The organism is Klebsiella sp. GW_Kp181 (assembly GCF_040062315.1).
Classification (GTDB): domain Bacteria; phylum Pseudomonadota; class Gammaproteobacteria; order Enterobacterales; family Enterobacteriaceae; genus Klebsiella; species Klebsiella oxytoca.
In genome coordinates, this window is sequence record NZ_JBEAFR010000054.1 from 71,030 (window position 1) to 97,990 (window position 26,961).

A 26,961-nucleotide genomic window follows, 5' to 3' on the forward strand; every position below is an offset into this window, starting at 1 on the left:
ACATTAAATGCCATCTGAGGCCGGTATTTTGGCTGAGGCATAAAAAAATGCGATAATAGAACACGTTGCTTAATTAAACAGGTATGAGATGACCCATTTACCTAAATTTTCCGCAGCGTTGCTGCACCCGCGTTACTGGTTGCTTTGGTTAGGGATCGGCCTGCTGTGGTTGGTAGTTCAGCTGCCTTATCCGCTGATTTATCGCCTCGGTACTGGTCTTGGGCGTATCGCCATGCGGCTAATGAAGCGCCGGGCAAAAATAGCCCATCGCAATCTGGAGCTTTGTTTTCCTGATAAAAGCGAGCAAGAGCGTCACCGGATGGTCGTGGCAAACTTTGAATCCGTCGGTATGGGGCTGATGGAAACCGGTATGGCCTGGTTCTGGCCGACGAAGCGTATTGCGCGCTGGACGGACTCCATCGGCGTAGAGCATATCCGCGATGTACAGGCGCAAAAGCGCGGCATTTTGCTTATTGGCATTCATTTTCTGACCCTGGAAATGGGCGCCCGCATGTTCGGCATCAATGAGCCGGGTATCGGAGTTTATCGCCCTAATGATAACCCGGTTATCGACTGGCTACAGACCTGGGGACGGCTGCGCTCCAACAAAGACATGATCGATCGTAAAGATCTCAAGGGTATGATCCGCGCATTGAAAAAGGGAGAAGTGATCTGGTACGCGCCGGACCACGACTATGGCCCCGCCGCCAGCGTGTTTGTGCCGTTTTTCGCTGTTGACCAGGCCGCGACGACCTCCGGCACCTGGATGCTGGCAAAGATGTCAAAAGCCTGCATCGTCCCCTTCGTTCCGCGCCGTAAACCCGACGGTAAAGGTTATGAGCTGATCATCCTGCCGCCAGAGTGCGATCCGCCGCTGGACGATGCGGAGACGACCGCTCTGTGGATGAATAAAGTTGTTGAGAAATGCATATTAATGGCGCCGGAGCAGTATATGTGGATGCACCGCCGCTTTAAAACGCGTCCGGAAGGCGTTCCTTCTCGTTATTAAATCTTTTCCATTTTCCGCCTGGTTATCCCGCATCTGAACACGGATGCGGGATATGTCGCCTTGTTTAGTCCCCTCCTTTAGCTTTAAAAGCTCTCCTGCATTGCGGCAGTCATTTCTCAGGCGCATAATTAGCATGCTCATATTTTCAATTATTTGACCTGCGCTGCAGGCCAGTGGAATCCTATGTCGTCTGCTGATACCCCTATTAACTGGAAACGTAATCTCACCGTCACCTGGCTCGGCTGCTTTTTAACCGGGGCGGCCTTTAGCCTGGTGATGCCATTTCTCCCTTTGTACGTTGAACAGCTCGGCGTCACCGGCCACAGTGCCCTGAATATGTGGTCAGGGCTGGTTTTCAGCATTACCTTTTTATTTTCAGCCGTAGCTTCTCCCTTCTGGGGCGGACTCGCGGACCGCAAAGGGCGCAAAATAATGCTGCTGCGCTCAGCCCTCGGTATGGCTATCGTCATGCTGCTCATGGGGCTGGCGCAGAATATCTGGCAATTTCTGATCCTGCGCGCGCTGTTAGGCCTGCTCGGCGGATTTATTCCCAACGCCAATGCGCTGATCGCAACGCAAATCCCCCGCCATAAGAGCGGCTGGGCGCTGGGGACCCTCTCTACGGGGGCCGTTAGCGGCGCGCTGCTGGGGCCCCTGGCTGGCGGCTTCCTGGCCGACCACTGGGGGTTACGCACCGTCTTCTTTATGACAGCAAGCGTACTGTTTATTTGTTTCTTATTTACCCTGTTTCTCATCCGCGAGAATTTTGTCGCGGTCAGCAAAAAAGAGATGCTCAGCGCGAAAGACGTCTTTTCGTCGCTTAAAAGTCCAAAGCTGGTGCTGAGCCTGTTTGTTACATCACTGATTATCCAGGTCGCTACCGGTTCCATCGCTCCGATTCTGACGCTTTACGTGCGCGATCTTGCCGGCAACGTAAGTAATATTGCGTTTATCAGCGGTATGATAGCTTCAGTCCCCGGTATTGCCGCCCTGCTTAGCGCCCCTCGCCTCGGGAAGCTCGGCGATCGTATTGGTCCGGAGAAGATCCTGATCGTCGCGCTGGTGATTTCAGTCCTGCTCCTGATTCCTATGTCGTTCGTCCAGACGCCGCTGCAATTGGGGATCCTGCGCTTCTTGCTAGGCGCCGCTGACGGCGCGCTGCTGCCGGCGGTACAGACGCTGCTGGTGTATAACTCGACCAGCCAAATCTCGGGCAGAATATTCAGCTATAACCAGTCGTTTCGCGATATCGGCAACGTCACTGGACCGCTGATCGGCGCGTCGGTTTCCGCCAACTACGGTTTTCGGGCGGTCTTTCTGGTGACCGCATTTGTGGTGCTGTTTAACGCGGTTTACTCAACTCTGACCCTTGGCCGCGTTCGTCGTCAGCGGGCTACGGACAATCCGGGTTCCGGCAATCATTCGGTAAATTAATGCTACCGCCTTGACGCATTGCCAACCGCCTTCTATAGATTGAATCGTATTCATTTCTATTCTTCTTAGGAGGTTAGCCATGCCAAAGGATTCGATGTTCTATGCCACGCTCGAAGAAGCAATCGATGCAGCCCGCGAGGAGTTTCTGGCTAATAATCCGGACAGCGACGAAGAAAGCGCCAGCATTGAGCAGTTAAATATCCAGAAGTACGTACTTCAGGACGGTGATATTGCCTGGCAGGCAGAATTTTTTGCCGACGAAGATCAGCAGGGAGAATGCCTGCCAGTACTCAGCGGCCAGGCTGCGCAAAGCGTCTTTGACGGTGATTATGATGAGATTGAGCTGCGCCAGGAGTGGCTGGAAGAGAACACGCTGCATGAATGGGATGAAGGTGAATTTCAGCTTGAACCCTCGCTCGATACCGAAGAGGGCCAGGCTGCGGCCGATGAATGGGATGAACGCTAATTAGTTGTAAGGCCCATGGCTGGCATCAAGCGGCAGCAGAAGCGTATCGAACACCAGCGAAAAGGGCAGATCGAGGATCGTGATATAGCGCCATGAGGAATCACGAACATCCCATTGCACGCCGGGATAGTACTGATTTCCATGGCCCTGCCCTGGCACCGTGCGACTGATAATACTCCCGCAGCCGCTCAGCAGCAGCGTCATTGCGATAACCAGCAAAACTCTCATCAACAACCTCTATTCTCAGGTCAAAAAAATACCGGCACTATTGCCGGTATTTTCCTTAAGGTACGGCTTACTTGGTTTTTAACGCCAGCGGATTCAGCGTCAGCTGCTGATAAGCTGCCACCCACGAAGAGTATTTCTCCGGAGCGGCCCACACGCGATAATGCATACGCGACATGGTCACCGGGTCGCTCAGCAAGACCAGACGACGATCGCGGTTAAGTTTATCCGGCGTCTCGTTCAGCGCCTGTTCAACGTGACGTTCGCGAGCGATATCCAAAATATGCCCGTGACGGTGGCGCGCGGTAGCCATCGCTGTTGCCAGCGCGTTAAACGACGGGTTGAATACCGCATGCATAAAGCCATCGTCCAGAGAACGCTGGCGGTTCAGCGTCAGGTAAGCGTCAGTATCTTTTAGCACCTGCGGCGGAGAGTACTCTTCCGGGATCAGGAACAGCTTCCAGCGCTTAGTGCGCAGGCCAATGGTGGCGCGGCTGGAAATAGCCGACACGAACGGCGACAGAATCAGCGAGACCACGATCGGCGCCAGCCAGAACAGGAAACGCAGATCCAGCCATGCCATGCCCACCGCCCAGACCAGACCCAACAGCATCTGCGATCCGTGACGCATAAACGCTTCACCCCATGGGGTAGAGTCATCGTCACGCTGCGGCGAGTTCCACACCACTTCCCAGCCGAGAAACGCGCTGACCACAAAGACGGTATGGAACAGCATACGTACCGGCGCCAGCAGCACCGAAAACAGCACCTCCAGCAGCAGAGAGAGCGTGACGCGGATAAAGCCACCGTACTCTTTAGGCCCTTTACACCAAACCAGAATAATGCTCAGCAGCTTCGGCAGGAACAGCAGCACCATGGTCGAAGCAAACAGGGCTATAGCCAGCTCCGGGCGCCACTGCGGCCAGACCGGGAACAGCTGCCGCGGCTGCAGGAAGTACTGCGGTTCGGTCAAGGCATGCACTACCTGCAGAGCGGTAGAGAGCGCAAGGAACATAAACCACAGCGGTGCCGACAGGTATGACATCACGCCGGTCAGGAACACTGCACGGTGAACCGGATGCATCCCTTTAACCAGGAACAGGCGGAAGTTCATCAGGTTACCCTGACACCAGCGGCGATCGCGCTTCAGCTCGTCCAGCAGGTTTGGCGGCAGCTCTTCATAAGAGCCGGGAAGATCGTAAGCAATCCATACGCCCCACCCGGCGCGACGCATCAGCGCCGCTTCCACGAAGTCGTGCGACAGAATTGACCCGGCGAAGTTGCCCTCGCCCGGCAGCGGCGCCAGCGCGCAGTGCTCAATAAACGGTTTCACCCGGATAATCGCGTTGTGACCCCAGTAGTGGGATTCCCCCAACTGCCAGAAGTGCAAACCGGCGGTAAACAGCGGGCCGTAGACGCGGGTAGCAAACTGCTGGCAGCGCGCATAAAGCGTATCCATACCCGACGCGCGGGGTGAAGACTGAATGATCCCGGCATTCGGGTTCGCTTCCATCAGGCGCACCAGGCCGCTCAGACATTCACCGCTCATTACGGAGTCGGCATCCAGCACCACCATATAGCTGTACTGGCTCCCCCACCGACGGCAGAAGTCATCAATGTTACCGCTTTTACGCTTCACGCGGCGACGGCGGCGACGGTAGAAGATCTGCCCTTCGCCCTGCACTTCGGCAATCAGCTCCATCCACGCTTTTTGCTCCGCCACGCAGATGTCCGGGTTGTAGCTATCGCTCAGGATATAGACATCAAAGTGCTCGGCATTACCGCTGGCTTTTACCGACTCCCAGGTCGCGCGCAGGCCCGCGAATACGCGGTCAACGTCTTCGTTACAGATAGGCATGATAAGCGCGGTGCGATGCTCCGGATTTAACGGCTCATTCCCGACCGTTGACGCGGAGATACTGTACTTATCGCGGCCGATAAGTAGCTGCAGGAAGCCCATCAGCGCAGTCCAGAAACCCGCAGAAACCCAACAAAAAAGCACGGCGAAAAGAATCAGGATCCCGGACTGCAGCACATACGGCAGTAGCTGCATAAAGGAGATCCACAGGTTCTGTCCCACCATGTCCGCCGGGTTAATCAGCGCCCAGCCCTGGTAAGGCAAAATGGTTTTCATGTACCAGGTTGCCACGACGGTCTGCGCCAGGGTGAGCAGCAGAAGAATATAGCGACGAATAGAGCCGACGGTACGCCATTTCTGCTCGCTCGCCTGTTCCTCCTGACTGAGGCGAGAGAGATAGCGCGGAGTCACATCGCGTCCGCGCAGACGATCCCAGAAGCGCCCGACCGGGTTAGTACGCCATGGGTCCGGGAACATAGAGGAACGTTTTGCTTTCGGCATGGCGTTCAGCTGCGTGCGCCCTTCATCATCCTTCACCAGCTGATTACCGGCCAGTGAATCTGGCCAGCTATGCTCCAGTCGGGCTTTCACCGACCCCAGCGGGGAGTCATCTTCCCGTTTATAAACGTGATGTTCAGCGTCCAGTGCTTGATGTACGGCCTGCAGACTCGCGTCAGGTAACGCGCGCTTTTCTGCATCCGACAGCGGCAATGCATCGATGTACTTCGTTATCTTATTCATTGGCAGGCAGCTGATAGCTCCAGGTTTCGCTCAGCGTCTGGTCGGTATTGACCAGCGCAGCGCGCATATCCGTGGTTTTCTTAGGATCTTTCACTTTGACGCGCAGGATCATACGCCAGCCTTTAGTCACTGGGTTATAACGCACGGTGTTTTCAACGATTTCAGCGTTATCGCCGATGCTGGCCTGGGCAGTCACTGGCGTATCTGCGGGCAGCTTTTTCATCTCGGCGCCGGTGAAATCGACAATAAAGGCAATGGTGCCATCAGGCTGGCGAATCAGGTTCGATTGCTTGACGTCGCCGGTAGAACGGCGGGTCTGCATAACGTAAGCGTTATCCGGCGCGTGCAGCTTGTCTTCATCGCGGCTAAAAGTGATGGTGTATTTGAAATTCATCTCTTTGCCGGGTTCGGGCAGCTGATCGGGCGTCCAGTAGGTGACGATGTTATCGTTGGTTTCATCATTGGTCGGGATTTCGACCAGTTCGATTTTGCCCTTACCCCAATCACCTTTCGGCGTAATCCATGCGCTGGGGCGCAGATCGTAGCGGTCATCGAGATCTTCAAAACGGGAGAACTGGCGACCACGCTGCAGCAGGCCAAAGCCCTGCGGGTTTTCCATCGCATAGCTGCTGACGGCAAGATGTTTTGGATTATTCAGCGGACGCCAGATCCACTCGCCGTTGCCGGCCAGGATGGACAGGCCGTTGGAGTCATGCAGCGCCGGACGATAGTTCGTGGTCGGCGACGGCTGATGTGGCCCAAACAGGAACATACTGGTCAACGGCGCCACGCCGAGCTTGCCGACTTTGTCGCGCAGATAGACCTTAGACTGCACGTCCACCACGGTGTCGCGGCCGGGCATAATCACGAAACGGTAGGCGCCGGTTGCGCGCGGGGAATCAAGCAGGGCGTAAATCGTCAGGCGTTTATCGGTCGCTTTTGGACGCTCAATCCAGAACTCACGAAAACGCGGGAACTCTTCGCCGGAAGGCAGCGCGGTATCAATCGCCAGCCCACGAGCGGAAAGACCGTATACCTGACCCTGGCCAAGCACGCGGAAATAGCTGGCTCCGAGCATGCTGACGATTTCATCATTCTTGTCTTTGCTGTTGATCGGATACAGGACTTTGAAGCCCGCAAAGCCGAGGTCTTTAACCGTGTCTTTGTCGTGCTGGACGTTGCCAAAATTAAAATAGTCCGGGCTATATTTAATTTTACGTACGCTGGTTGCCGTCACTTCATTAATGGTGACCGGCGTATCGAAATACATCCCCTGGTGATAAAACTCGAGCTTGAATGGGCTTTTCAGATTATTCCAATAAGCTTTGTCGTGATTAAACTGAATTTGCTGATAGTCCGCATACTTCATATCGCGGAAGGCAGAGGGCAGGTTACTTTTAGGCGCTTCAAAGCCTTTGCCGGCTAACGTTTGTGCCTCTTTTGCGACGTCATCAATGCTGAATGCCCATGCAGATGAAGTACACAGGGACAACATTACGGCTGCGCTTAACCAACGCATTTTCATCATCTGTGGTTTATGTTTCATATAAGTAAGCACTTCCCCCTTTGTGTGCTTAAATCGATCCGATCTATTTTAATGGAAACTCAGGCATTCCGACAACATAATCCCTGCATTGTTCGGCCTGGCGGCACAGGGAATACGCAGTTCACTGCCCCGATTGCACTTTGCGTGCTTATCCTGGAGACAGATAACCAGAGTTCATGTAGGGTTGCAGAGAATTTAAACGTTATCACGTTGAGTGATAAGACGATTTGTCTGAGAATGTAGTGATATTGTATGAATAATACTCCGGTACAGCGTGAATATTTTTTCGATAGCATCCGCGCCTGGCTGATGCTGTTGGGGATCCCTTTTCACATCTCGCTTATTTACTCCAGCCACAGCTGGCACGTCAACAGCGCAGAGCCGTCGTGGTGGTTGACGTTGTTCAACGACTTCATCCATGCCTTTCGCATGCAGGTCTTCTTTGTTATTTCCGGCTATTTTTCCTACATGCTTTTTCTACGCTATCCGCTGAAGAAATGGTGGAAAGTTCGCGTTGAGCGGGTAGGCATTCCCATGTTAACTGCCATCCCTCTTTTGACGTTGCCGCAGTTTATTATGCTGCAGTACGTTAACGGAAAAGCGGAAAACTGGCACACGCTTTCAGGCTATGACAAATTCAATACCCTTGCCTGGGAGCTGATTTCCCACCTGTGGTTTCTGCTCGTCCTGGTGGTCCTGACCTCGTTGGGCGTAGTGATGTTTAGATGGCTGACGCGCCAGCGTTCTGCCGCTGCGCCAACCTTCGGTGACACCGTCACATTAGGTCAGCTATCGATGATTTTTCTTGCCCTGGGCGTGCTGTATGCGGTCATTCGCCGCACCCTTTTTATTCTTTACCCGCCCATTCTCAGCAACGGTCTGTTCAATTTCGTCGTTATGCAGACGCTGTTTTATCTGCCTTTCTTTATTCTCGGCGCGCAGACGTTTATCAATTCACGCCTGAAGCTCATGTTCACTACGCCCTCCCCCTGGTGCTATACCGCAGCGCTACTGGGTTTTATCGCCTATCGTCTGAATCAGCAGTACGGTTCCGGCGATGGCTGGATGTATGAAACAGAATCCGTCATTACCATGGTGCTGGGGCTATGGATGGTCAACGTGGTCTTTTCGCTTGGCCACCGTCTGCTAAATTTCCAGTCCGCGCGGGTAACCTATTTCGTCAACGCATCGCTGTTTATCTATTTAGTGCACCATCCATTGACTCTGCTCTACGGGGCGTGGATCACGCCGATAATTAAGTCCAATACGCTGGGATTTATTACCGGACTGGTATTTGTGGTGGGTATTGCGCTGGTCCTGTATGAAATCCACCTGCGAATACCGCTGTTGCGCTTTCTTTTTTCCGGAAAATTCCAGCAAAAAACGGCGAAGCCGCAGACTTCTGCCGGTTAAAAATTATGCTGCTGCGCTATACGAGCACAGCAGCGCTATTTTCGCGTGAACACCAGGTTAAAGACATCGCGATAAAGCATTTCCATCGCCGCTTTATCCACCGTCGGGGCAGTCGCCAGGTCGCAGCGATACGCCGCCCCTTCGGTTAATATCGCGATAAATTCGCAGGCGACGCTAATTTGTTCAGCGGTCATTTCGGGGTGGTAGTGCCGGGTAAGTTTTCCTCCTTCTTCCTTCAGGCGTCGATCGGCCTGGTTCATGATTTCTCGCAGGCGCGGATTTCGGGAGGCTTCGGCGTTAATCTCCATTAGCAGATAATTATCATTTTTCGTACTCTCGCTCGCCGGGATCGCGCCGGCTAAAACCGACGCCATGCGGGCCAAATCATGATTCCCGGCAACCATCTCGCCAACTCTGGCGTTCACTATCTCGCTGACGATGACTTCGATAATCTCTTCTTTACTGGCAAAAACACGATAAAGCTGGCCGACGCTCAGACCAGCCCGCCGCGCGATATCTGCCACTGAGGCGCCGTGCAGGCCCTTTTCAGCAAAGCATTTTTGCGCCGCGACCACAATTTCCGTCCGGCGAAGCCGTTGTTTTTGTAGAACCTTCCCTTCAGCCACCGATAAATCTCCTGTCATGATGGATCCCCGCGATCGGAGGAAGCTATCATAACTTATTATGGCGACCGAGTTGTGCCCGACTCTCCTCCAGTAATCGGTTATAGATACTGGCGGTTTCGGCATCAAAGCAGACGAAACAAACGCGTTCCAGAGGATGGTAGCGAGTAAGAAATGCATTCACCGTATTAATGGCTATCTCGGCGGCAGCTTGTTTAGGGTAGCCGTAAACGCCGGTGCTGATAGCGGGAAAAGCAATAGAGCGGTAATTGTTTGCCGAGGCCAGCTGCAGGCTATTTTTATAGGCGTCCGCCAGTAATTCCGCCTCCTGCCTGTCACCACCGTGCCAGATCGGCCCCACGGCATGAATGACCGCGCTGGCGGGCAGGTTTCCTGCCGTCGTTATCACCGCATGGCCCGGCGGACACTCCCCTTGCTGCTGGCGCACAACTTTGCAGGCAGCCAGCAGGTCCGGGCCTGCTGCGCGGTGGATTGCGCCGTCTACGCCTCCTCCGCCTAACAGCGAAGGGTTTGCTGCATTGACGATAACGTCGACCGCCAGCGTGGTAATGTCGCCGAGAATTACCTCAGGTTGAACAGCCATTTCTCCTCCTGTCGGCATGCGTCTTGAAATAGATAAACGAGGATAATATGGCACGATCGCCCCCGGGACGAAAGCCTGGGGGCGCCGGAGGTTAGCGATAATCAACGTCCAGAATAGCGAGAGTCCGTTGTGGGTTAATATATCTCAACTGCGCGGAACGGATATTTTCATTGTGAACATCCCCTTTCTCCAGCTGACGGGCAGAGATCCGCACCGTTTCCGCCCTCGGACAATCCATCACCACCTGATTCTTGATAGCATTGAGCTGACAGGGCGCTTCCACAACTCTTCCATAGAAATGAATAACACCGGCGACTGTCTGTTCGGCAATCGCCGGGCTGAAACTCGTGGGTAAAAAAAACAGGGCCGCAAGTGATATGTATCTAATTGTTTCCATTGTAAAACCCCTCTGCTTGTTGGTCTAGCTATTAAAAAAAGCACAGCCATCCATGAGCGCATCGAGTTACATTTTTTTACCTCAGCCCAATTGTATTAACATTTTAAAAACAAATAACCAGCATTTATATAAATATGATTACAAAATCGATTCACTGACTATCAGTACAGTTTATCGTGCTGATTTATAGAGGAAAATAAACTAAGAAAGGAGAAGGCTATGGACGATATTCTGCCAAAAACAGCAAAAGAGCCCGTAGGGCTCTTTTAACAGATGAATACAGGGAAGGTTGAGAAGCAGTATGAGCGAAGCGCGGTTAACGACTTTCGTTAGCCAGGGATTTATTCTTTTCCGCCCGCGTCGCCAGCCACAGGCCGCTATTTTTCATGGCGTAGCCAAAGACCAGCCCCAGCGCCAGTGAAGGTAAAACCAAACGCCAGTCGCCGCTGGCGGCAAAGGTCGCACAGGCGCCGATAAAGGTGCCCGGCACAAAAGAGAGTAATAGCTGGCGCGCCTGAATGCACATCATAAACGCCACGATACCGGTCATGATATAGCTCACTATTTCCAGCTGAGGCGCCAGCGCGCTGCCGTGAATAATCACCAGCGCCCACACTACGCCGCTCATTACCGTACAGGTGGAAATAACCAGCCCTTTTAACCCACCTTGCGGACAGGCAAAGTAAGCCGTACACCCGAGAAATCCCGCCCAGCTCAGCAGACCCAGTGCGACCGCTACCCATCCCCAAATTGCAGAGAGTAAGCCCGTCGTTAATGCGATTGCGAAGAGTATGTTCATGGCGCGTATCATAGCAGAAACGCGCCGGCCAAATGAGATATGGAACACACTAAATGAATTAAGAAATCACTCGTTGCATTTTAATTGTGATTTAAATCACAATTTATTGTTCACCTTCCTCCTGGAGTTCATCCCACATGGCTGAAAGCGCTTCACGAGTTAGCGGAGCCATCGTGCGCCAGAACGGCGTAGTCGCATGCGCTTCAACCTTGCCAAGGAATGCGCCGCACCAGGGGAGAATATACTCAGCAAACAGCGTTTCCAGAACTTCGCTTTCATCCTCTGCCGCGTGATCTTCCAGCCAGGATGCGGCCAGCAGTAAGGAGCCTAAGTGATCCGCCGCGCCCTCACCCGTGGGAACGCCATGCGCGCTGAGGAAAGCTCGAACTTCAGCTTCCGTAGCGCCCTCTACCCATGCGCGACGAAATGGCGCTACGCTGCACTCTTCACCGACAAACAGCGCGTTGTAGTCAGCAGCCAGAGCCTGCATATCGCAGCTCTTTTGCAGGCGCTCCAGCAGTTCATCCTGCTCCAGCGGCCAGCTTGCCGCCAGCTTCCCTTCGCGAATAAGGGTAAATAGCGGAACCAGCAGCGGATCCTGCGGCTGACGGTAATAGAGAGAGCCCAGCACGCGGCAGAGGATTGAAAACTCGTTCATTCAGTTATTCCAGTTATTCAAATTAAAGTTCAGCAAATTCCGCAATCGCTGGCATCCCACGCGATTCAAGAAAATTAAGCAGACGCCGGGGCGTCACGTTTAGAATCCGCTCTTGCGGAAAATCTACGGCATCAAGGATTTTACGGCATTCAGTAAAATCACCGAGCGTGAATGCCGTGTGAGAATCTGAGCCCAACGCCACCCAACCGCCGGCATCCCGTACGGCCGCCGCGACGGCACGGCAATTATCTTCACTGCCAATGCGTGACGAGACAAAAGATGAGTTATTGATTTCCAGCGCCACATGGTGCTTCGCCGCGGCGGCGGCAATAGCCGGAATATCAACGGGAAATTTCGGGTTCCCCGGATGACTGATGATATGCACCGTACCGCTCGCGATGGTGGCGATCATGGCCTCAGTATTCGTGGCTTTATCCTGCGGAGGAAACACCGGCTCGTGAAAGCCAGCAATAATCAGGTCCAGCGAACTGAGCATCGGGCCGGTACAGTCTATTTCGCCCTGGGTATTTTTAATGTTGGCTTCAATACCGCGCAGAATACCAACGCCATCCACCAGACGCGGCCAGATACGCATATTGATAAAATGCCAGTGGTGCGGCGCATCGGCCATATCTGGCCCGTGATCGGTAATGGCAAAGAGTTTGATCCCCTTGCGCTTGGCTTCCGCAATGTAGTCGTGCAGGGTACTGTAAGCGTGGGTGCTGGCGACGGTATGCATGTGCAGGTCAACAGGATACATCACAATCTCCTTCTCTGTTTGTGGCAAGAATAGCAGGAATCTGCGCCTGAGAGCAGCAAAAACCCCGCGCAGGCGGGGCTGACGCTTAGTATCCCAGCTGGCGATCGACCTTCCCGCTGACCGTTTCACCCCGTTCCATTTGACCGATGGTTTTGGCGATAAAAGCAATGGCTTCCAGAGGCCGGGTTACGGCCGCCACGTGGGGCGTCATTGCCACGCGCGGATGGCGCCACAGCGGGCTCGCTTCGGGCAGCGGTTCACGGCTGAAAACATCCAGCATCGCGCCTTTCAATTTACCGCTATTCAGCGCGTCCAGCAGATCGTCTTCAACCACATGTACTCCGCGGGCCAGATTCAGCACATAGCTATTATCCGGCAGCTGCGCCAGGCGCGAGCTGTTAATAATTCCCACGGTTTCCGCCGTGTTGGGCAACAGGTTAATCAGCACTCGTGTTCCGTTCAGGAAGGCGTTCAGCTCCTTTTCCCCGGCAAAGCTGGTGACCTGCGGCCAGGATTTGCGGCTGCGGCTCCAGATGCGTAGCGGGAATCCCCAGTACTGCAGAGCTTCGGCGACCTTTGCGCCAAGTACGCCCGCCCCCATAATCCCGATGGGAAAGTCTTCGCGCTGATACTCCTCCAGCGGCTGCCAGCGCGCTTCTTGCTTTAAAGCCTGATAGTCATCAAAACGACGGAACCAGTGCAGCACCTGGCTCACCGCATACTCTTGCATTTGTAACCCCATGCCGGTGTCTTCCAGACGGAATAGTGGCGTCGACAACGGCAGCATTTCCGGATGCTCACGCAGTTTGCTCAGGATGGAGTCGACGCCGGCGCCAAGGGCAAAGACGGCTTTTAAATCGCGGCCTTGCAGCATTTCTACCGGCGGATGCCAGACCAGCGCATAGTCAGCGGGTTGTTCATCGCCGGATTTCCACTCGCGAACTCGCGCGCCGGGGAGCTGTTTTTCCAGTTCCGCAATCCAGAAAGGGGTGTCAAAGGTCGGGTGATAAAAAATGATATCCATAAAGGCTCCTGATAGCCGACGCTACAGGCAGGTTAGGTTAGCGCCGCGTTTTACTCGTTGTTTTCTATTGGTTTGCCAGCATAGCAAATTTCGTTCGGGGAGCGTGTGAAAAAGAGAATGGTGACAAAAAAAACGATTCTCGCGCGTTTAAGGAGCAAGTTGCTTGAAGTTTGGCTAAACGCACGATTTTTTTAAAAAGTTGATTGACGGGCGATACGTATTTCCCTAAATTAGCGCCCGTTCCCGACAATAACGGGAAAGACAATATGGTGAGGTGTCCGAGTGGCTGAAGGAGCACGCCTGGAAAGTGTGTATACGGCAACGTATCGGGGGTTCGAATCCCCCCCTCACCGCCATATTTTAAGAAGAGCTCGTACGCAGGTACGGGCTTTTTTTTGCCTATTGCACGCCACCGGGGGGGATGAGAAGCCCCGACCGGGGTCGACAACTGGCGTCAGCCAGTTGGACAGATGACGAGCCTGCGAGGAGTCTGCCCCGACAAAATTGCCGGGAGCAATTTTGAACAGCGTTTACGCTGGCCCCGCAGGGGCGAGGCCCAGGGACGAGCCGAGTAACGGCGAGCGCAGCGAGTCAATCCCCCCTCACCGCCATATTTTAAGAAGAGCTCGTACGCAGGTACGGGCTTTTTTTTCGCCTATTGCACGCCACCGCCCGGTAGCCCGGACAGGCGCATCGCGCCGCCTCCGGGCCCCCCTTCTGCGGCTTCAGACTCTGTTCGACAGCCTGCGCCTTGTGGATTCAGGCAAATGCTAATCCTCCTCCATCCGCTGATACTCTTCTCTCAGGAAATCAACCAGCGCCCTGACCGAGGGGAGCAACCCGCGCCGTGAGGCAAACACCGCATGGATCACCTCCCTGCGCGGCTGCCACTCATCGAGGACAACCACCAGCTCGCCAGCCGCCAGCTGATCGCGCACCATTAATAAAGGAAGCTGTACCACCCCAACGCCGGCGATTGCCGCTTCGCGCAGCGCCAACATATCCGTGGTGACCAGCCGGGGTGTAAAGTAGACTTCCGCCCGTGCGCCCTCCGGGCCGGTCAACTGCCACTTATGCTGATGTTTGCCTGCGCCCAGGCTCAAACCCGGCCAATCGCTTAATTCTGACGGCGCCACAGGCTGCCCCTTTTGCTCTACTAACTGTGGACTGGCGACCAGGCGGTGACCACGATCGGCGAGAACGCGCATTACCAGATCGCTATCCTCTATCGGCCTTGGGCGTACGCGGATCGCGATGTCAACGCCCTCTCCAACGACATCAACTCGTCGGTTTGTGGCTTCCAGCTGCAGATTAACTCCCGGATAGCGCACCATAAACCGCGCCAACATAGGCCCGACGTGCGCATGCAATAGCGTCACCGGACAGGTCAGCTTGACGCTTCCGCGGGGCTCGGAACGCAGGGTCTCTACCGCCTGCTCTGCCGCTTCCGCCTCTATCAGCATCGCCTTGCAGTGCTGATAGAAGGTGTGCCCCACCTCCGTTACCGCAAACTGACGGGTTGTACGTTGAATCAAACGTACGCCGAGGCGTTCTTCTAACTGGGCGATTCGCCGGCTCAGTTTGGATTTAGGCTGATCGAGCGCTCTGCCCGCCGCCGCGAATCCTCCGTGATCCACCACCTGCACAAACCAGGCTAAATCGTTGAGATCCTGCATTCTTCCTCCATCGTTCCATTTTTGGAACAGTATAGGCCGTTTTTGCTATCTACCGGAGTATTAGTGGTGAATATAAGCTTATTCACATCAGAAACAGATGCACTGGAGAAAGCCATGAAACAGATTACCGGAATCTACACCGCGCCTGCGCAGCATTGGGTAGGCGATGGTTTCCCGGTTCGCTCAATGTTCTCTTATCAGACGCACGGCGAACAGCTAAGCCCCTTCCTGCTACTTGACTATGCAGGCCCTCATCACTTCCCGGCAGGGTCCGAGAAACGCGGCGTCGGCGAACATCCGCATCGCGGATTTGAAACCGTCACCGTGGTGTACTCCGGCGAAGTTGAACATCGAGACTCAACAGGCAGAGGCGGCGTCATTGGACCGGGCGATGTGCAGTGGATGACCGCAGGCGCCGGGATCCTGCACGAAGAGTTCCACTCGGCGGAATTTACCCGCTCCGGCGGCGAGCTGAAAATGATTCAGCTGTGGGTCAATCTTCCGGCTAAAGACAAGATGACGCATCCCGGCTATCAAAGCATCACGGCGGATGCCATCCCTGACGCCGAGCTGCCGGATAACGCTGGCCGCATGCGGGTGATTGCCGGGCGCTATCAGGATGTTGTCGGATCGGCGCATACCTTTTCGCCGCTTAACGTATGGGACCTGCAGCTAAACCAGAGTCATGAGGTAACCCTGCATCAGCCCGCTGGCTGGAGCACGGCGCTGGTGGTGCTGGAAGGTGAAATCGTGGTGAACGGCGAGGGTAACGCCCGCGAAGGTCAGCTGGTGGTGCTCAGCCAAAAAGGTGAAACGTTCCACCTCGCGGCCAATAGTCACGCCAAAGTGCTGCTGATGGCCGGCGAGCCGCTGCAGGAGCCGATCGTGGGCTACGGCCCGTTTGTGATGAATACCAAAGCGCAAATCGCAGAAGCGGTTCGTGATTTTAATAGCGGCCGCTTCGGCCAAATCTGATACTGAATGAGGTGAAGAATATGTCTACCCCAGCTAACTTTAATGATTCTCGTCCTGTTATTGATGTCAATGATACCGCCATGCTGCTGATCGACCACCAGAGCGGTCTCTTCCAGACCGTAGGCGATATGCCGATGCCGGAGCTACGGGCGCGCGCCGCCGCGCTGGCAAAAATGGCCTCGTTAGCCGGTATTCCGGTGATCACCACGGCATCGGTGCCGCAGGGACCGAACGGGCCGCTAATCCCTGAGATCCATGAGAATGCGCCCCATGCGCACTATATTGCGCGTAAGGGGGAGATCAACGCCTGGGATAATCCGGAATTTGTGGCCGCGGTAAAGGCCACCGGCCGTAAAACATTGATTATTGCCGGGACGATTACCAGCGTTTGCATGGCGTTCCCGGCAATTGCCGCCGTCGCCGACGGCTATAGAGTTTTTGCCGTCATCGATGCCTCCGGCACCTATAGCAAGATGGCGCAGGAGATCACTCTCGCCCGGGTCGTTCAGGCGGGCGTCGTGCCGATGGATACCGCCGCGGTCGCTTCCGAACTGCAGCGCACATGGAATCGACCGGACGCCGCAGAATGGGCTGAGGTTTATACTAAAGTCTTCCCGGCATACCAGCTGCTGATCGAGAGCTATGCCAAAGCGCAGGACGTGGTGAAGAATAACGAACAGCTTGATTCACAGCGTTAAAACGCCTGCCCCGCCGCGCTACGACGGGGCAGTGTTCAATGCTTAACCGAACGATAGCAAAAGAATAAATACTGCTTGACCGTTTTAGCGCAACTCCCTATAGTAGCGCCCCGTTGCCCACCCAAGGTGAGCAGCAAAACAATATGGTGAGGTGTCCGAGTGGCTGAAGGAGCACGCCTGGAAAGTGTGTATACGGCAACGTATCGGGGGTTCGAATCCCCCCCTCACCGCCATATTTTAAGAAGAGCTCGTACGTAAGTACGGGCTTTTTTTTCGTCTATTGCACGCCACCGGGGGGGATGAGAAGCCCCGACGGGCCGAAATAGAGTCACGGCGCGGCCATCCTTCGCACAACATATCATTCACCGCCATTTTATGACCGCCCTCACCCCTGCACATCGCCCTTCACTTCATCGCAGCGCGAAAGAGCAACCTCGGTTAACGATATGACGCGGTCGTACTTCACCAATAAATTTATAAACGACAAAGAGAGAACGACCAGACCGATATAGCCATATGCCAGCCCCATAACCCAATCATGGCCTGCTACAGGTTTTGCTAACGTAATAACCATAGAGATTATCCCTGGCAGAATACCAAGTTTATCGACGGGGCCGACAATAAGATTGATTCTTTTACTCAGAAACTCACGTTCGTGCTTTATCTCGAGCAGCCCCAACTCCAGGGTAGGCTTGCCTAAGCGTACAAAATCCGCAAGAAAACGCTCGTCGGTTAAGGCCTCTTTTTTAATATTTTGTTCTACGCTGGCGCTGAGCGGCATGGTGAAGAAGTATTTTATCGTGTTTCGCTGCTGGTAGATTTTAATGATTGGCATGAGAATCAGCACTACATAGGAAAGTGCTATGAGTACGATCGACAAATCAATAAGCCAGCGGCCTGAGGGCTTGATCAGCATATACCCGCCCATTGCGCCAAAGGAAACCAGAACCATCCCCACTAACCCGATAAATAGCCACCGGTCAGATTTACTTTTATCGCCGGCGAGTAATTTCCTTTTTAAAGCCGCTTCATGCGACTTTAGCAATTCAATATAGTTTAGCAAACCGCTGTTATTTTCATTCATAGCGCACTCCTGCTAAAGATGATAAAAGAGCCTGAAATACTATCCACGCTAATGATAAACTGCCGAAGCGTTACCACTCACTATCCAGGAAGGAATATGAGCACTATTGCCGTTGTTGTTCTGACTTACGTTAAACCGCTTGAAGAAGTAGATGCCCAGCTTGCAGCACACGTGGAATGGCTTAAGCAAGGGTATGCTGAGGGAATATTTCTCGCGTCGGGGCGTAAAATCCCCAGGTCCGGTGGCGTGATTCTGGCTAAAGGCGATGATATGGCTGCGCTGCAAAATCGGTTAAGCCTGGACCCATTTCAGCAATCTGGCGTGGCGAAGGCCGATATCATTCCCTTTGAAGCCACGATGACTAGCCCTTCACTGCAGGCCTTGCTGTAATTAAGCAAAAACAAAGCCCGGTTTCCCGGGCTTTGCAGACTAAGAAACTATCAGTAGTAGGCTTTCAACGCGCGCTGGCAAAGCATTGAACGCACGCAATCGTCCGTCGTAAAGCGCACGATCCCCACCATTTCATCTTCCTCAAAACGCGCCAGCGCATCGGCCAGACCCGACCGCACGCCTGAAGGTAAATCGCACTGGGTGATGTCACCGTTGACGATAACCGTCACGTTCTCCCCGAGGCGGGTCAAAAACATCTTCATTTGCGCCGCGGTCACGTTCTGGGCCTCGTCCAGAATCACCACCGCATTTTCAAATGTACGTCCGCGCATATAGGCGAACGGCGCGATTTCCACCTTGCCGATTTCCGGGCGCAGGCAGTATTGCATAAAGGAAGCCCCCAGCCTCCTCACCAGCACGTCATAAACCGGGCGGAAATAGGGAGCAAACTTCTCGGCGATATCTCCCGGTAAGAAGCCGAGGTCTTCGTCGGCCTGCAGAACGGGACGGGTAACAATAATTCTGTCCACATCTTTATGAATCAGGGCTTCAGCAGCTTTCGCCGCGCTAATCCAGGTCTTACCGCACCCGGCCTCGCCCGTGGCAAAGATCAGCTGTTTATTGTCGATGGCGTTCAAATAATGCGCCTGAGCCTCATTGCGCGCTTCAATTGGCGATAGATCGCGGCTATCCCGCGCCATGCCAATGGCTTCTACGCCACTCATTTGCACAAGCGATGTGACCGATTCTTCTTCGCGCTGCTTATGGCTTCGCGAATCCTGTCTCAGCACACGTTTGGCCTCACGACGAGCTCTGGTCACTGCTTTTTGTCTTCCCATGGATAGCACCTTGCGTTGTTGGTTTACATCACACGCGCCACGTTCGACGCGATTATGCGCACTAACGATTGAGGTTTGGCTTCCTTGTAAGCCATTGCTTGCCTGACGAATTGGCAGAGGGTCACGGCTACGCGCACCGATAACCTTGCCTGGGTTCAGATTTTCTGTGATAGAGGGGGATGATTTGGCGGGGAGAAAATCGCGGCCGGAAGTGGGGCTTCCGTGCTGATGAGTACGGTATCGGGTTTGACGTTTTCCGTTACAGCAATCGGGCATTCGCGATCTCCATAATGAAACGATACTGCTGCCGAGAACTACCGCGTCTGTAATAAGTACATCAGAAATAATTCTAAGCGCAACTTATTTTTCACATACAGACAACAAATAATTCTCATGGCGGCTCGGGAGAGTTTCCGACTATAAGATTACAGAAAAATGAAACAAGGCAGGAAATACAAAAAATGAATGGAAAAACAGCAGAAAACGCCCTGCCCCGGAGGGCAGGTACGTCAGGCTTCGACTAACGATTGACCGAGATAATGTTGAGGGTCAACGCCCCCCGGCAGAACAAAAAAGTATCCGCCGCCAATCGGCTTCACGTACTCTTCCAGGGCTTCTCCGTTCAGCCGCTTTTGCACTGTCAGGAAGCCTTTTTCCAGATCGTGCTGATAGCAGACAAACAGCAGTCCCATATCCAGCTGGCCGGAATTCGTGACCCCCAGCGAATAACTGTATCCCCGACGCATCATCAGACTGGAGGCCGTTTCCGGAGTGCGCGGGTTGGCCAGCCGAATATGACTGTCGAGCGCAATGATTTCGCCGTCAGGATCGTTACGGTAATCGGGCACATCATGCTCGTGCTCCATCCCCAGCGGCGCTCCGGTCAGTTTGTCGCGGCCAAAAATGGTCTGCTGCTCTTTCAGCGGCGTGCGGTCCCAAAACTCAACGTGGAACTGAATAATCCGCGCCGCCTGGTAGCTACCGCCCGTCGCCCATGCCGGTTCCCCCTGATCGGCGGTTACCCACACCACCTTGTCCATTAACGCAGTATCCGAACTCAATGGATTCGCGGTGCCGTCTTTAAAGCCCAGCAGATTCACCGGCGTCTCTTTACCCTTGCTGCGCGCGGCGCTATCGGAGATGAATCCCTCCCGCTTCCAGCGCACGCTGAGTAAATCCGGCGTGTGTTTAATCACATCCCGCAGCGCGTGAATCACCGTATCCTGAGTATTGGCGCAAATTTGCAGCAACAGATCGCCGTGACAGAGCGCCGCATCCAGCGAGTCGTTAGGAAAACGGGTCATTTTTTGCAGCTTCTTCGGCGCATGGCTGGCCAGACCGAAGCGTTCGTCAAACAGCGAATGCCCCACCGAAACGGTTATCGTCAGGTTATCCGGGGCGATCCACGGCCCAAGAATGCCCGAATCCATCGGCGGCAGCCGCGGGTTCGGCGTCTCCGGCGCGGGCCCGCCCTTAGTCAGAAAGGCGATCCGCTGGGTCAGCAGACGAAACAGCCTTTCCAGATCCCCTTTATCACCGGCGAGGACATCAAATGCGACGATCATCATCGATGCCTGCTGCGGCGTCAGCACGCCGGCCTGGTGCAAACCATGAAACGGCTGCGCTTCCATGCGCGCATCGGGGGAGACCGTACCCGGTGAGCTTTTCTCTTTTGCCGCATGCGCCACCGGGCAGCCACCGGTCAAGGCCAGCGCGCCGCCAAGCGCGCCGATCCCTTTGAGTAACCGCCGACGCGACGGTTCATTGATAGGGTATTTTTGCTCTGCCATCGACTTAATCCAGACCGAGGATCCCGCGCAGTTGGGCCAGATCTTCCGCAAGGGTGGTGATCGGGCCTTTCAGCGCGTTACGATCGGCATCCGTCAGCTTGTCATAGGTCTCAAAACCCTCTTTGGTGCGGTATTTACCGAGGATGGCGTCAACTTTCTTGAAGTTGGCATCCACTTTTGCCAGCAGCGTGCTGTTCTCTTTTTGTAGTTGAGGACGCAGCAGGTCGACGATTTTCTGCGCGCCGTCAATGTTGGCCTGGAAGTCCCACAGGTCGGTATGGCTGTAGCGATCTTCTTCACCGCTGATTTTGCTGGCCGCCACTTCTTCAATCAAACCGGCTGCGCCGCCAACCACTTTTGACGGCGGGAACGCCAGCTCGCTGATGCGTTTTTGCAGCTCAATAACGTCAGCGTGTAGTTGATCGGCGTATTTATCCATGCCTTTGACGCTGTTATCGCCAAACAGCGCTTTTTCCAGCCGGTGGAAACCGGTGAATTTTGGATCTTCGGCTTTTTTCTCGTAGTCATCCTCGCGGGCGTCAATGCTGCCATCAAGGTCAGAGAACAGCTCAGCGATCGGCTCGATACGTTCATAGTGCTGACGCGTTGGCGCATACAGCGCTTTTGCTTTCTCGATATCGCCTGCTTTCACCGCATCGGTAAAGGCTTTGGTGCTGCTCACCAGTTGCGCAGTCTCGGCGCTAACCCAGGCTTTATAGGCGGTAATCGCTTCGCCGAGGCTAAGCAGCGCATCGGCTTTCGCGGCACCCTGGATCGCCTCTCCGGTCACCGTCAGTTTGCCTTTCGGGTTAGTCAGCAGGCCGCAGGTCATATCATATTCACCCGGCTGCAGGTTTGCCGTCAGCTTTTGCGTAAAGCCGGGGGCGATATTCTCGCGCTCTTCAACCACCATCACGCCTTTCAGGATCTCCCATTCCAGCGCTTTCTGGCTGTGGTTCTGAATGATGAACTGAGTTTTACCCGCTTTGACGGTGACGTTCATTGGCTCGCACTGTTTGTCAGTAACGGTAACTTTTACCTGCGGAATATCGGCCGCCTGGGCGTAAAATGCAGAGCTGAATAGCGCGGCAACGGTAAGCTGCAGCGCAGTGCGACGAAAATGATTCATCATGATGACCATCCCTTTCGATAAGTATGTTGTAACTATTTGAATTCGCGATGCCCGACTACGCGGCTCGGGATGCGGTGGTGTTATTGCCCGACGGCAGCGCGAACAGCACCAGCGCCGGAACCAAATAGATAAAGTAGACCGCCACTTCGCTGATAGTCGGCGTTTCCTGATAGCCGAAAATCCCCTCCAGCAGCGTCCCGAAGAGCGTATGCGTCGAAATCACGTTGCTGAGATCGAAGGCGACGTCCTGAAAATGGTTCCACAATCCGGCTTCATGGAAAGCGCGAATAGCCCCGGCCGCCAGACCTGCGGCAACCAGCAAAATAAACAGGCTGGTCCATTTGAAAAAGACGCCGAGATTCATGCGGATACCGCCCCAGTAGATCAGGAATCCTAAAACGATTGCCATTCCCAGCCCAAGCATCGCTCCGATGGGCGGCCAGATACCCACATCCTGCTGGAACGCCGCCAGCAGGAAGAATACGGACTCCAGACCTTCGCGAGCGACGGCGAAAAACACCATCATCACCAGCGCCCAGCCGTGGTGGTTGCCGCGCTGAAGCGCATTATCAACCGCCTGTTCAAGCTGCTGTTTGACGTTGCGCGACACTTTGCGCATCCAGAAGACCATCCAGGTCAGAATACACACCGCCACCACCGCCACGATGCCTTCGAATAACTCCTGCTCGCGTTGCGGGAATTCGCCGGTCGTTTCGTTGATAAAGATCCCCAGTCCCAGGCACAGCGCCGCCGCCAGGAAAACGCCAATCCACATAACGCTAATCCAGTTCCCGCGCTGGGTGCGTTTCAGATAGCTGGCAATCAGGCTGACAATCAGCGCGGCCTCGAGGCCTTCACGTAACATGATGAGAAATGGGACAAACATACCAAAACCCTTAAATGTGAACCGCAGTCAATTGATGCAAAGTTAGGTAAATATTTCTGATAGTGATTATCATTACAATAATCAGAAACACAAGTGAAATGTGTAGGGAATGATGACGATTTGTAAATTAATCGCTAACAAATAATGAGCTACGGAATTATTTCTCTGCCTTAAGCCATCCCTGCAGGATAAGGGGATTTTTTGCGCCGGATATTTACCCGGCCGAAGAGCTGTGGCTAAATGGCGGCCTTATTTACTGCGAAATGAACAACATGACTCAATTCCTGCACTTCCTGCTGGCGCTGGCGGTTATCCTCGCGCTCGCCTGGCTTGCCAGTTACGACCGTAAAAAAATCCGCATTCGCTATATTATCCAGTTAATTATTATTGAAGTTGCGCTGGCTTTCTTTTTTCTCCACGCCGAAAGCGGCCTGTGGCTAGTGAAAAATATCGCATCCTTTTTTGAATCACTGCTCGGCTTTGCCGCCGAAGGCACCAACTTTGTATTTGGCGGCATGAGTGAAAAAGGGCTGGCGTTTATTTTCCTTGGCGTGCTGTGCCCCATTGTCTTTATCTCCGCGCTCATCGGTATTCTTCAGCACTGGCGTATTCTGCCGATTTTTATTCACCTGATTGGTACCCTGCTATCGAAAGTTAACGGTATGGGTAAGCTGGAATCTTTCAACGCGGTCAGTTCGCTGATCCTCGGGCAATCAGAGAACTTTATTGCCTATAAGGGCGTGCTCGGCGACCTCTCTTCGCGCCGCCTGTTCACCATGTCGGCCACTGCAATGTCGACGGTTTCGCTGTCCATTGTCGGCGCTTATATGAGTATGCTCGACGCGAAATATGTCGTTGCCGCGCTGATCCTGAATATGTTCAGCACTTTTATTGTGCTGTCGATCATTAATCCGACGCGACCAGGCAGCGAGGAAGAGATCAAGCTTGAGAAGCTTCATGAATCGCAGAGCTTCTTTGAAATGCTCGGTGAATATATTCTGGCCGGATTCAAAGTCGCCATGATTATTCTGGCGATGCTGATTGGCTTTATCGCCTTAATTAGCGCCATTAACGCGCTCTTCGCCACCCTGTTTGGCCTGAGCTTCCAGCAGATACTCGGCTATGTCTTCTATCCGCTGGCGTGGCTGATTGGTATCCCGCTAAGCGATGCGCTGAACGCCGGCAGTATTATGGCGACTAAGCTGGTGGCCAATGAATTTGTCGCCATGATTGAGCTACAAAAAATCGCTGCCAGCATGACGCCGCGCGGGCTGGGTATCTTATCAGTGTTCCTGGTCTCCTTCGCCAACTTCGCTTCTATCGGCATCATCGCCGGGGCGATTAAGGGTCTGAACGAGCAGCAGGGGAATATCGTTTCCCGCTTTGGCCTGCGGCTGGTGTATGGCGCAACGCTGGTCAGCCTGCTCTCTGCCAGCTTTGCTGGTCTGGTACTGTAACCGCAGTTATTGCCTGTGATCCCGGGGGCGGCGCAAAGCGCCTTGCCCGGGCTACCAGCTCGTACGAGCTGAGGTTGCGTAGCCCGGGTAAGGCGTTAGCCGCAACCCGGGTCTTTCATCAGATGCAAATTAAAAGTGCACGCAGACCGGCTGGTCAACGCGCATGACCGACTCCTGTGCAAAGCGCGATTTATAGGTATTGCGCAGCGCCTCAATCCCCTCTTCGCTCTTCGCATCTTTGCCATGGATCAGCATCAGCGCCTTGCTCTGCTCGCGCGCCACGGTTCCGTCATTGCCGAGCCACTGACCGCGCGCGTCAAAGACCGTCAGGCCATCGCGAAAGCGCGTCGTCACGTCGCGATCAACGAACTGCTGCCACTCCTGGGCGGTAATGTCCTTCCCGGCCGGACGGCTTAAGCCAAAATAAAGCGTGGTTTGCACCATGGCGTTATCCGCCGGGCAGGCATCAGCATCCGCCGCCGGGGCCATCTTCGCGGCGGGCGCTACGCAGCCGCTTAAAATCCCTGCCAGTACTAACGCCATCGCACCCTGTTTGACACTCATCTTGCTACCCTCATTGATATTTATGCTCAGATATCAGCGTATTTTCAATCGATTAGCAAGAGGCACAAACAATAAAGCCCGCATGATACGGGCTTGATGATGCGACAGAGCATTACTCGGCGGTCGCGCGCACCGGCGGCGCGGAGTGGTAATGGGCGTCCGCTTCGGCAAAGCGTTTTTGCATCTCTGCGGAAGGCGCTTTACCCAGCAGGCTGAAGACCACAATTCCGATGCTACCGAAAATAAAGCCCGGGATAATTTCATACAGGCCCAGCCAGGCGAACTGTTTCCAGACAATCACCGTGACGGCGCCGATGATCATCCCGGCCAGCGCGCCGTTACGCGTCATTCGCGACCACATCACCGAGAACAGCACCACCGGACCAAACGCAGCGCCGAAGCCGGCCCAGGCGTAGCTCACCAGCCCCAGCACGCGGTTCTCCGGGTTCGCTGCAAGGGCAATGGAGACCAGCGCCACGGCCAGCACCATAAAGCGGCCAACCCATACCAGCTCCTGCTGACCGGCATTTTTACGCAAAAACGCTTTATACAGATCTTCGGTGATGGCGCTTGAGCAAACCAGCAGCTGGCAGCTCAGGGTCGACATGACCGCCGCCAGGATCGCCGACAGCAGAATCCCGGCAATCCACGGGTTGAACAGAATCTGCGCCAGTTCGATAAAGACGCGTTCAGCGTTCTGATTAACTGCGCCCGCCACGCCCGGGTTGTTGTTGAAGTAAGCGATGCCGAAGAAGCCAACGGCTACGGCCCCCGCCAGGCAGAGGATCATCCAGGTCATGCTGATACGACGGGCGTGTACGATGCTATGGTGCGAGTCCGCCGCCATAAAGCGCGCCAGGATATGCGGCTGGCCAAAATAGCCCAGCCCCCAGCCCATCAGCGAAATAATCGCCACGAAGTTCAGCCCTTTCAGCATATCAACGTTCTCAATGCTCTTTTGCTTGATAACTTCCAGCGATTCGCCAAAGCCGCCGACCGAAATAATCACCATGACCGGCGTCAGGATCAGGGCAAATATCATCAGGCTGGCCTGGACGGTATCGGTCCAGCTCACCGCAAGAAAACCGCCGACGAAGGTATAAATAATGGTTGCCGCCGCACCGGCCCACAGCGCGGTTTCGTAGCTCATGCCAAAGGTGCTTTCAAACAGACGCGCTCCGGCCACAATACCGGATGCGCAATAGATGGTGAAAAATAACAGAATCACCAGCGCCGAGATAATTCGCAGCACCCGGCTTTTATCTTCAAAACGGCCGGTGAAATAATCCGGCAGCGTCAGCGCGTTATTATTCACCTCGGTGTGTACCCGCAAACGCCCCGCCACCAGCTTCCAGTTAATCCATGCGCCTAGCGTCAGGCCAATGGCAATCCAGCTTTCGGAAATCCCGGAGATAAATATTGCGCCGGGCAGCCCCATCAGCAGCCAACCGCTCATATCTGAAGCGCCGGCGGAGAGCGCGGTGACGAATGGGCCAAGGCTGCGGCCGCCGAGAATATAATCATCAAAGTTCTTTGTCGAACGCCAGGCAATAAAACCGATGAGTACCATGCCAAAAATATAAACAATAAAAGTCACCAACATGGGTGTGCTAATAGCCATGTAAAAATCTCCAGAATTTTTTGTCGACAGCGTCCAGATTTGTCGTTTTATCCACTACCGGAACGGGGCAATGGCCTATTGGTTGTATTGGGCGACCGTATCCTGACGGAAGCTTTGTTTTTTCACAAATGATTTAACACAGCATTTACACTAAATGCATCGGGGACCAAACTTCATTTTGTAATAGGTTGCACTCTCTCACGTTTTTATCGGTTGCACCACGTAAAAGTGTTAAGTCACGCAGATAAAACCCCAAATATAAAGGGAATGAATAGCTGCTATTAACGCCATT

Annotated in this window: 26 protein-coding genes and 2 tRNA genes; 10 read left to right on the forward strand and 18 right to left on the reverse strand. The window is 54.2% G+C overall.

The genetic code is table 11. The features are described 5' to 3' along the window. The first annotated feature begins 88 nt into the window (after positions 1–88). From ABLV11_RS12465 to ABLV11_RS12475, 3 genes are all read left to right on the forward strand, one after another. Positions 89–1,009: an LpxL/LpxP family Kdo(2)-lipid IV(A) lauroyl/palmitoleoyl acyltransferase gene (locus ABLV11_RS12465; RefSeq protein WP_004101033.1), complete on the forward strand. Its 921-nt coding sequence runs from the start codon at positions 89–91 to the stop codon at positions 1,007–1,009. Positions 1,010–1,192: 183 nt separating this feature from the next. Further along, positions 1,193–2,443, forward strand: coding sequence for a multidrug efflux MFS transporter MdtG (gene mdtG, locus ABLV11_RS12470; protein ID WP_004101031.1), 1,251 nt, complete (start codon positions 1,193–1,195; stop codon positions 2,441–2,443). A gap of 79 nt (positions 2,444–2,522) precedes the next feature. Then, positions 2,523–2,909 carry a MysB family protein gene (locus ABLV11_RS12475; RefSeq protein WP_004101030.1) on the forward strand — a complete coding sequence of 129 codons (387 nt, stop codon included), beginning with the start codon at positions 2,523–2,525 and terminating at the stop codon, positions 2,907–2,909. Here ABLV11_RS12475 and ABLV11_RS12480 read toward each other — a convergent pair whose 3' ends face one another. From ABLV11_RS12480 to mdoG, 3 genes are all read right to left on the reverse strand, one after another. Then, positions 2,910–3,137: a YceK/YidQ family lipoprotein gene (locus ABLV11_RS12480; RefSeq protein WP_004112143.1), complete on the reverse strand. Its 228-nt coding sequence runs from the start codon at positions 3,135–3,137 to the stop codon at positions 2,910–2,912. It lies immediately after the preceding gene. A 67-nt stretch (positions 3,138–3,204) separates the two neighbouring features. Then, positions 3,205–5,733, reverse strand: coding sequence for a glucans biosynthesis glucosyltransferase MdoH (mdoH, locus tag ABLV11_RS12485; protein ID WP_004101028.1), 2,529 nt, complete (start codon positions 5,731–5,733; stop codon positions 3,205–3,207). After that, entirely contained in the window at positions 5,726–7,279 is a 1,554-nt protein-coding gene (gene mdoG, locus ABLV11_RS12490) for a glucans biosynthesis protein MdoG (protein ID WP_004101027.1), read from the reverse strand. Before mdoG ends, mdoH begins: the two co-directional genes overlap by 8 nt. A gap of 252 nt (positions 7,280–7,531) precedes the next feature. On the opposite strand from mdoG, the gene mdoC reads away from it, so the two are divergent. Further along, complete coding sequence (gene mdoC, locus ABLV11_RS12495) at positions 7,532–8,692, forward strand: glucans biosynthesis protein MdoC (RefSeq protein ID WP_004112140.1); 1,161 nt, start codon at positions 7,532–7,534, stop codon at positions 8,690–8,692. A gap of 35 nt (positions 8,693–8,727) precedes the next feature. Here mdoC and ABLV11_RS12500 read toward each other — a convergent pair whose 3' ends face one another. From ABLV11_RS12500 to ghrA, 7 genes are all read right to left on the reverse strand, one after another. After that, positions 8,728–9,318 carry a TetR/AcrR family transcriptional regulator gene (locus ABLV11_RS12500; protein WP_016807604.1) on the reverse strand — a complete coding sequence of 197 codons (591 nt, stop codon included), beginning with the start codon at positions 9,316–9,318 and terminating at the stop codon, positions 8,728–8,730. A 46-nt stretch (positions 9,319–9,364) separates the two neighbouring features. Further along, positions 9,365–9,919: an O-acetyl-ADP-ribose deacetylase gene (gene ymdB / locus ABLV11_RS12505; protein ID WP_004101023.1), complete on the reverse strand. Its 555-nt coding sequence runs from the start codon at positions 9,917–9,919 to the stop codon at positions 9,365–9,367. 91 nt (positions 9,920–10,010) lie between these two features. Further along, positions 10,011–10,316: a type 1 fimbrial protein gene (locus ABLV11_RS12510; protein WP_126488909.1), complete on the reverse strand. Its 306-nt coding sequence runs from the start codon at positions 10,314–10,316 to the stop codon at positions 10,011–10,013. Between the two features lie 316 nt (positions 10,317–10,632). Further along, positions 10,633–11,115 carry a DUF1097 domain-containing protein gene (locus tag ABLV11_RS12515; protein WP_064345266.1) on the reverse strand — a complete coding sequence of 161 codons (483 nt, stop codon included), beginning with the start codon at positions 11,113–11,115 and terminating at the stop codon, positions 10,633–10,635. Positions 11,116–11,218: 103 nt separating this feature from the next. Continuing rightward, positions 11,219–11,773, reverse strand: coding sequence for a molecular chaperone (locus ABLV11_RS12520; protein ID WP_004101018.1), 555 nt, complete (start codon positions 11,771–11,773; stop codon positions 11,219–11,221). 22 nt (positions 11,774–11,795) lie between these two features. Further along, positions 11,796–12,533 (reverse strand): phosphatase, encoded by a 738-nt coding sequence (locus ABLV11_RS12525; RefSeq protein WP_070557387.1) that lies wholly within the window; start codon positions 12,531–12,533, stop codon positions 11,796–11,798. Between the two features lie 85 nt (positions 12,534–12,618). Next, entirely contained in the window at positions 12,619–13,557 is a 939-nt protein-coding gene (gene ghrA / locus ABLV11_RS12530; protein WP_032728057.1) for a glyoxylate/hydroxypyruvate reductase GhrA, read from the reverse strand. A 268-nt stretch (positions 13,558–13,825) separates the two neighbouring features. On the opposite strand from ghrA, the gene ABLV11_RS12535 reads away from it, so the two are divergent. After that, a tRNA-Ser gene (locus tag ABLV11_RS12535) sits at positions 13,826–13,913 on the forward strand. Positions 13,914–14,327: 414 nt separating this feature from the next. Here the strand turns inward: ABLV11_RS12535 and ABLV11_RS12540 are convergent. Continuing rightward, positions 14,328–15,233 (reverse strand): LysR family transcriptional regulator, encoded by a 906-nt coding sequence (locus ABLV11_RS12540; protein ID WP_126488907.1) that lies wholly within the window; start codon positions 15,231–15,233, stop codon positions 14,328–14,330. A 114-nt stretch (positions 15,234–15,347) separates the two neighbouring features. Here ABLV11_RS12540 and ABLV11_RS12545 point away from each other — a divergent pair, with 114 nt between their 5' ends. The 3 genes from ABLV11_RS12545 to ABLV11_RS12555 all read left to right on the forward strand — a co-directional run bounded on the left by ABLV11_RS12545 (position 15,348) and on the right by ABLV11_RS12555 (position 17,139). Further along, positions 15,348–16,208: a pirin family protein gene (locus tag ABLV11_RS12545; RefSeq protein WP_126488906.1), complete on the forward strand. Its 861-nt coding sequence runs from the start codon at positions 15,348–15,350 to the stop codon at positions 16,206–16,208. A gap of 20 nt (positions 16,209–16,228) precedes the next feature. Beyond that, the gene (locus ABLV11_RS12550) at positions 16,229–16,906 is read left to right on the forward strand and encodes an isochorismatase family protein (protein ID WP_126488905.1); all 678 of its coding nucleotides are present in this window, start codon (positions 16,229–16,231) and stop codon (positions 16,904–16,906) included. A 145-nt stretch (positions 16,907–17,051) separates the two neighbouring features. Further along, a tRNA-Ser gene (locus ABLV11_RS12555) sits at positions 17,052–17,139 on the forward strand. Between the two features lie 152 nt (positions 17,140–17,291). On the opposite strand, the gene ABLV11_RS12560 is transcribed toward ABLV11_RS12555, so the two are convergent. Continuing rightward, positions 17,292–17,990, reverse strand: coding sequence for a hypothetical protein (locus tag ABLV11_RS12560; RefSeq protein ID WP_126488904.1), 699 nt, complete (start codon positions 17,988–17,990; stop codon positions 17,292–17,294). A 96-nt stretch (positions 17,991–18,086) separates the two neighbouring features. Between ABLV11_RS12560 and ABLV11_RS12565 the strand changes: the two genes are divergently transcribed. Beyond that, positions 18,087–18,380, forward strand: a complete 294-nt coding sequence (locus ABLV11_RS12565) for a YciI family protein (RefSeq protein WP_004101004.1) — start codon at positions 18,087–18,089, stop codon at positions 18,378–18,380. Between the two features lie 50 nt (positions 18,381–18,430). On the opposite strand, the gene phoH is transcribed toward ABLV11_RS12565, so the two are convergent. The 4 genes from phoH to efeU all read right to left on the reverse strand — a co-directional run bounded on the left by phoH (position 18,431) and on the right by efeU (position 23,027). After that, positions 18,431–19,219: a phosphate starvation-inducible protein PhoH gene (gene phoH / locus ABLV11_RS12570; protein WP_017146145.1), complete on the reverse strand. Its 789-nt coding sequence runs from the start codon at positions 19,217–19,219 to the stop codon at positions 18,431–18,433. 509 nt (positions 19,220–19,728) lie between these two features. Beyond that, a complete protein-coding gene (gene efeB, locus ABLV11_RS12575; protein WP_126488902.1) occupies positions 19,729–21,009 on the reverse strand; it encodes an iron uptake transporter deferrochelatase/peroxidase subunit in 1,281 nt (426 codons plus the stop codon). Positions 21,010–21,013: 4 nt separating this feature from the next. After that, positions 21,014–22,141 (reverse strand): iron uptake system protein EfeO, encoded by a 1,128-nt coding sequence (gene efeO / locus ABLV11_RS12580; protein ID WP_023320698.1) that lies wholly within the window; start codon positions 22,139–22,141, stop codon positions 21,014–21,016. Between the two features lie 55 nt (positions 22,142–22,196). Further along, positions 22,197–23,027 carry an iron uptake transporter permease EfeU gene (gene efeU, locus ABLV11_RS12585; protein ID WP_004112105.1) on the reverse strand — a complete coding sequence of 277 codons (831 nt, stop codon included), beginning with the start codon at positions 23,025–23,027 and terminating at the stop codon, positions 22,197–22,199. 272 nt (positions 23,028–23,299) lie between these two features. Here efeU and ABLV11_RS12590 point away from each other — a divergent pair, with 272 nt between their 5' ends. Next, positions 23,300–24,484, forward strand: coding sequence for a nucleoside transporter C-terminal domain-containing protein (locus tag ABLV11_RS12590; protein ID WP_126488901.1), 1,185 nt, complete (start codon positions 23,300–23,302; stop codon positions 24,482–24,484). A gap of 129 nt (positions 24,485–24,613) precedes the next feature. Here ABLV11_RS12590 and ABLV11_RS12595 read toward each other — a convergent pair whose 3' ends face one another. Then, on the reverse strand, positions 24,614–25,048 hold the full coding sequence (locus ABLV11_RS12595) for a DUF3574 domain-containing protein (protein WP_004112099.1): 435 nt from the start codon (positions 25,046–25,048) through the stop codon (positions 24,614–24,616). 112 nt (positions 25,049–25,160) lie between these two features. Further along, on the reverse strand, positions 25,161–26,669 hold the full coding sequence (putP, locus tag ABLV11_RS12600) for a sodium/proline symporter PutP (protein ID WP_004100988.1): 1,509 nt from the start codon (positions 26,667–26,669) through the stop codon (positions 25,161–25,163). Positions 26,670–26,961: the final 292 nt, after the last annotated feature.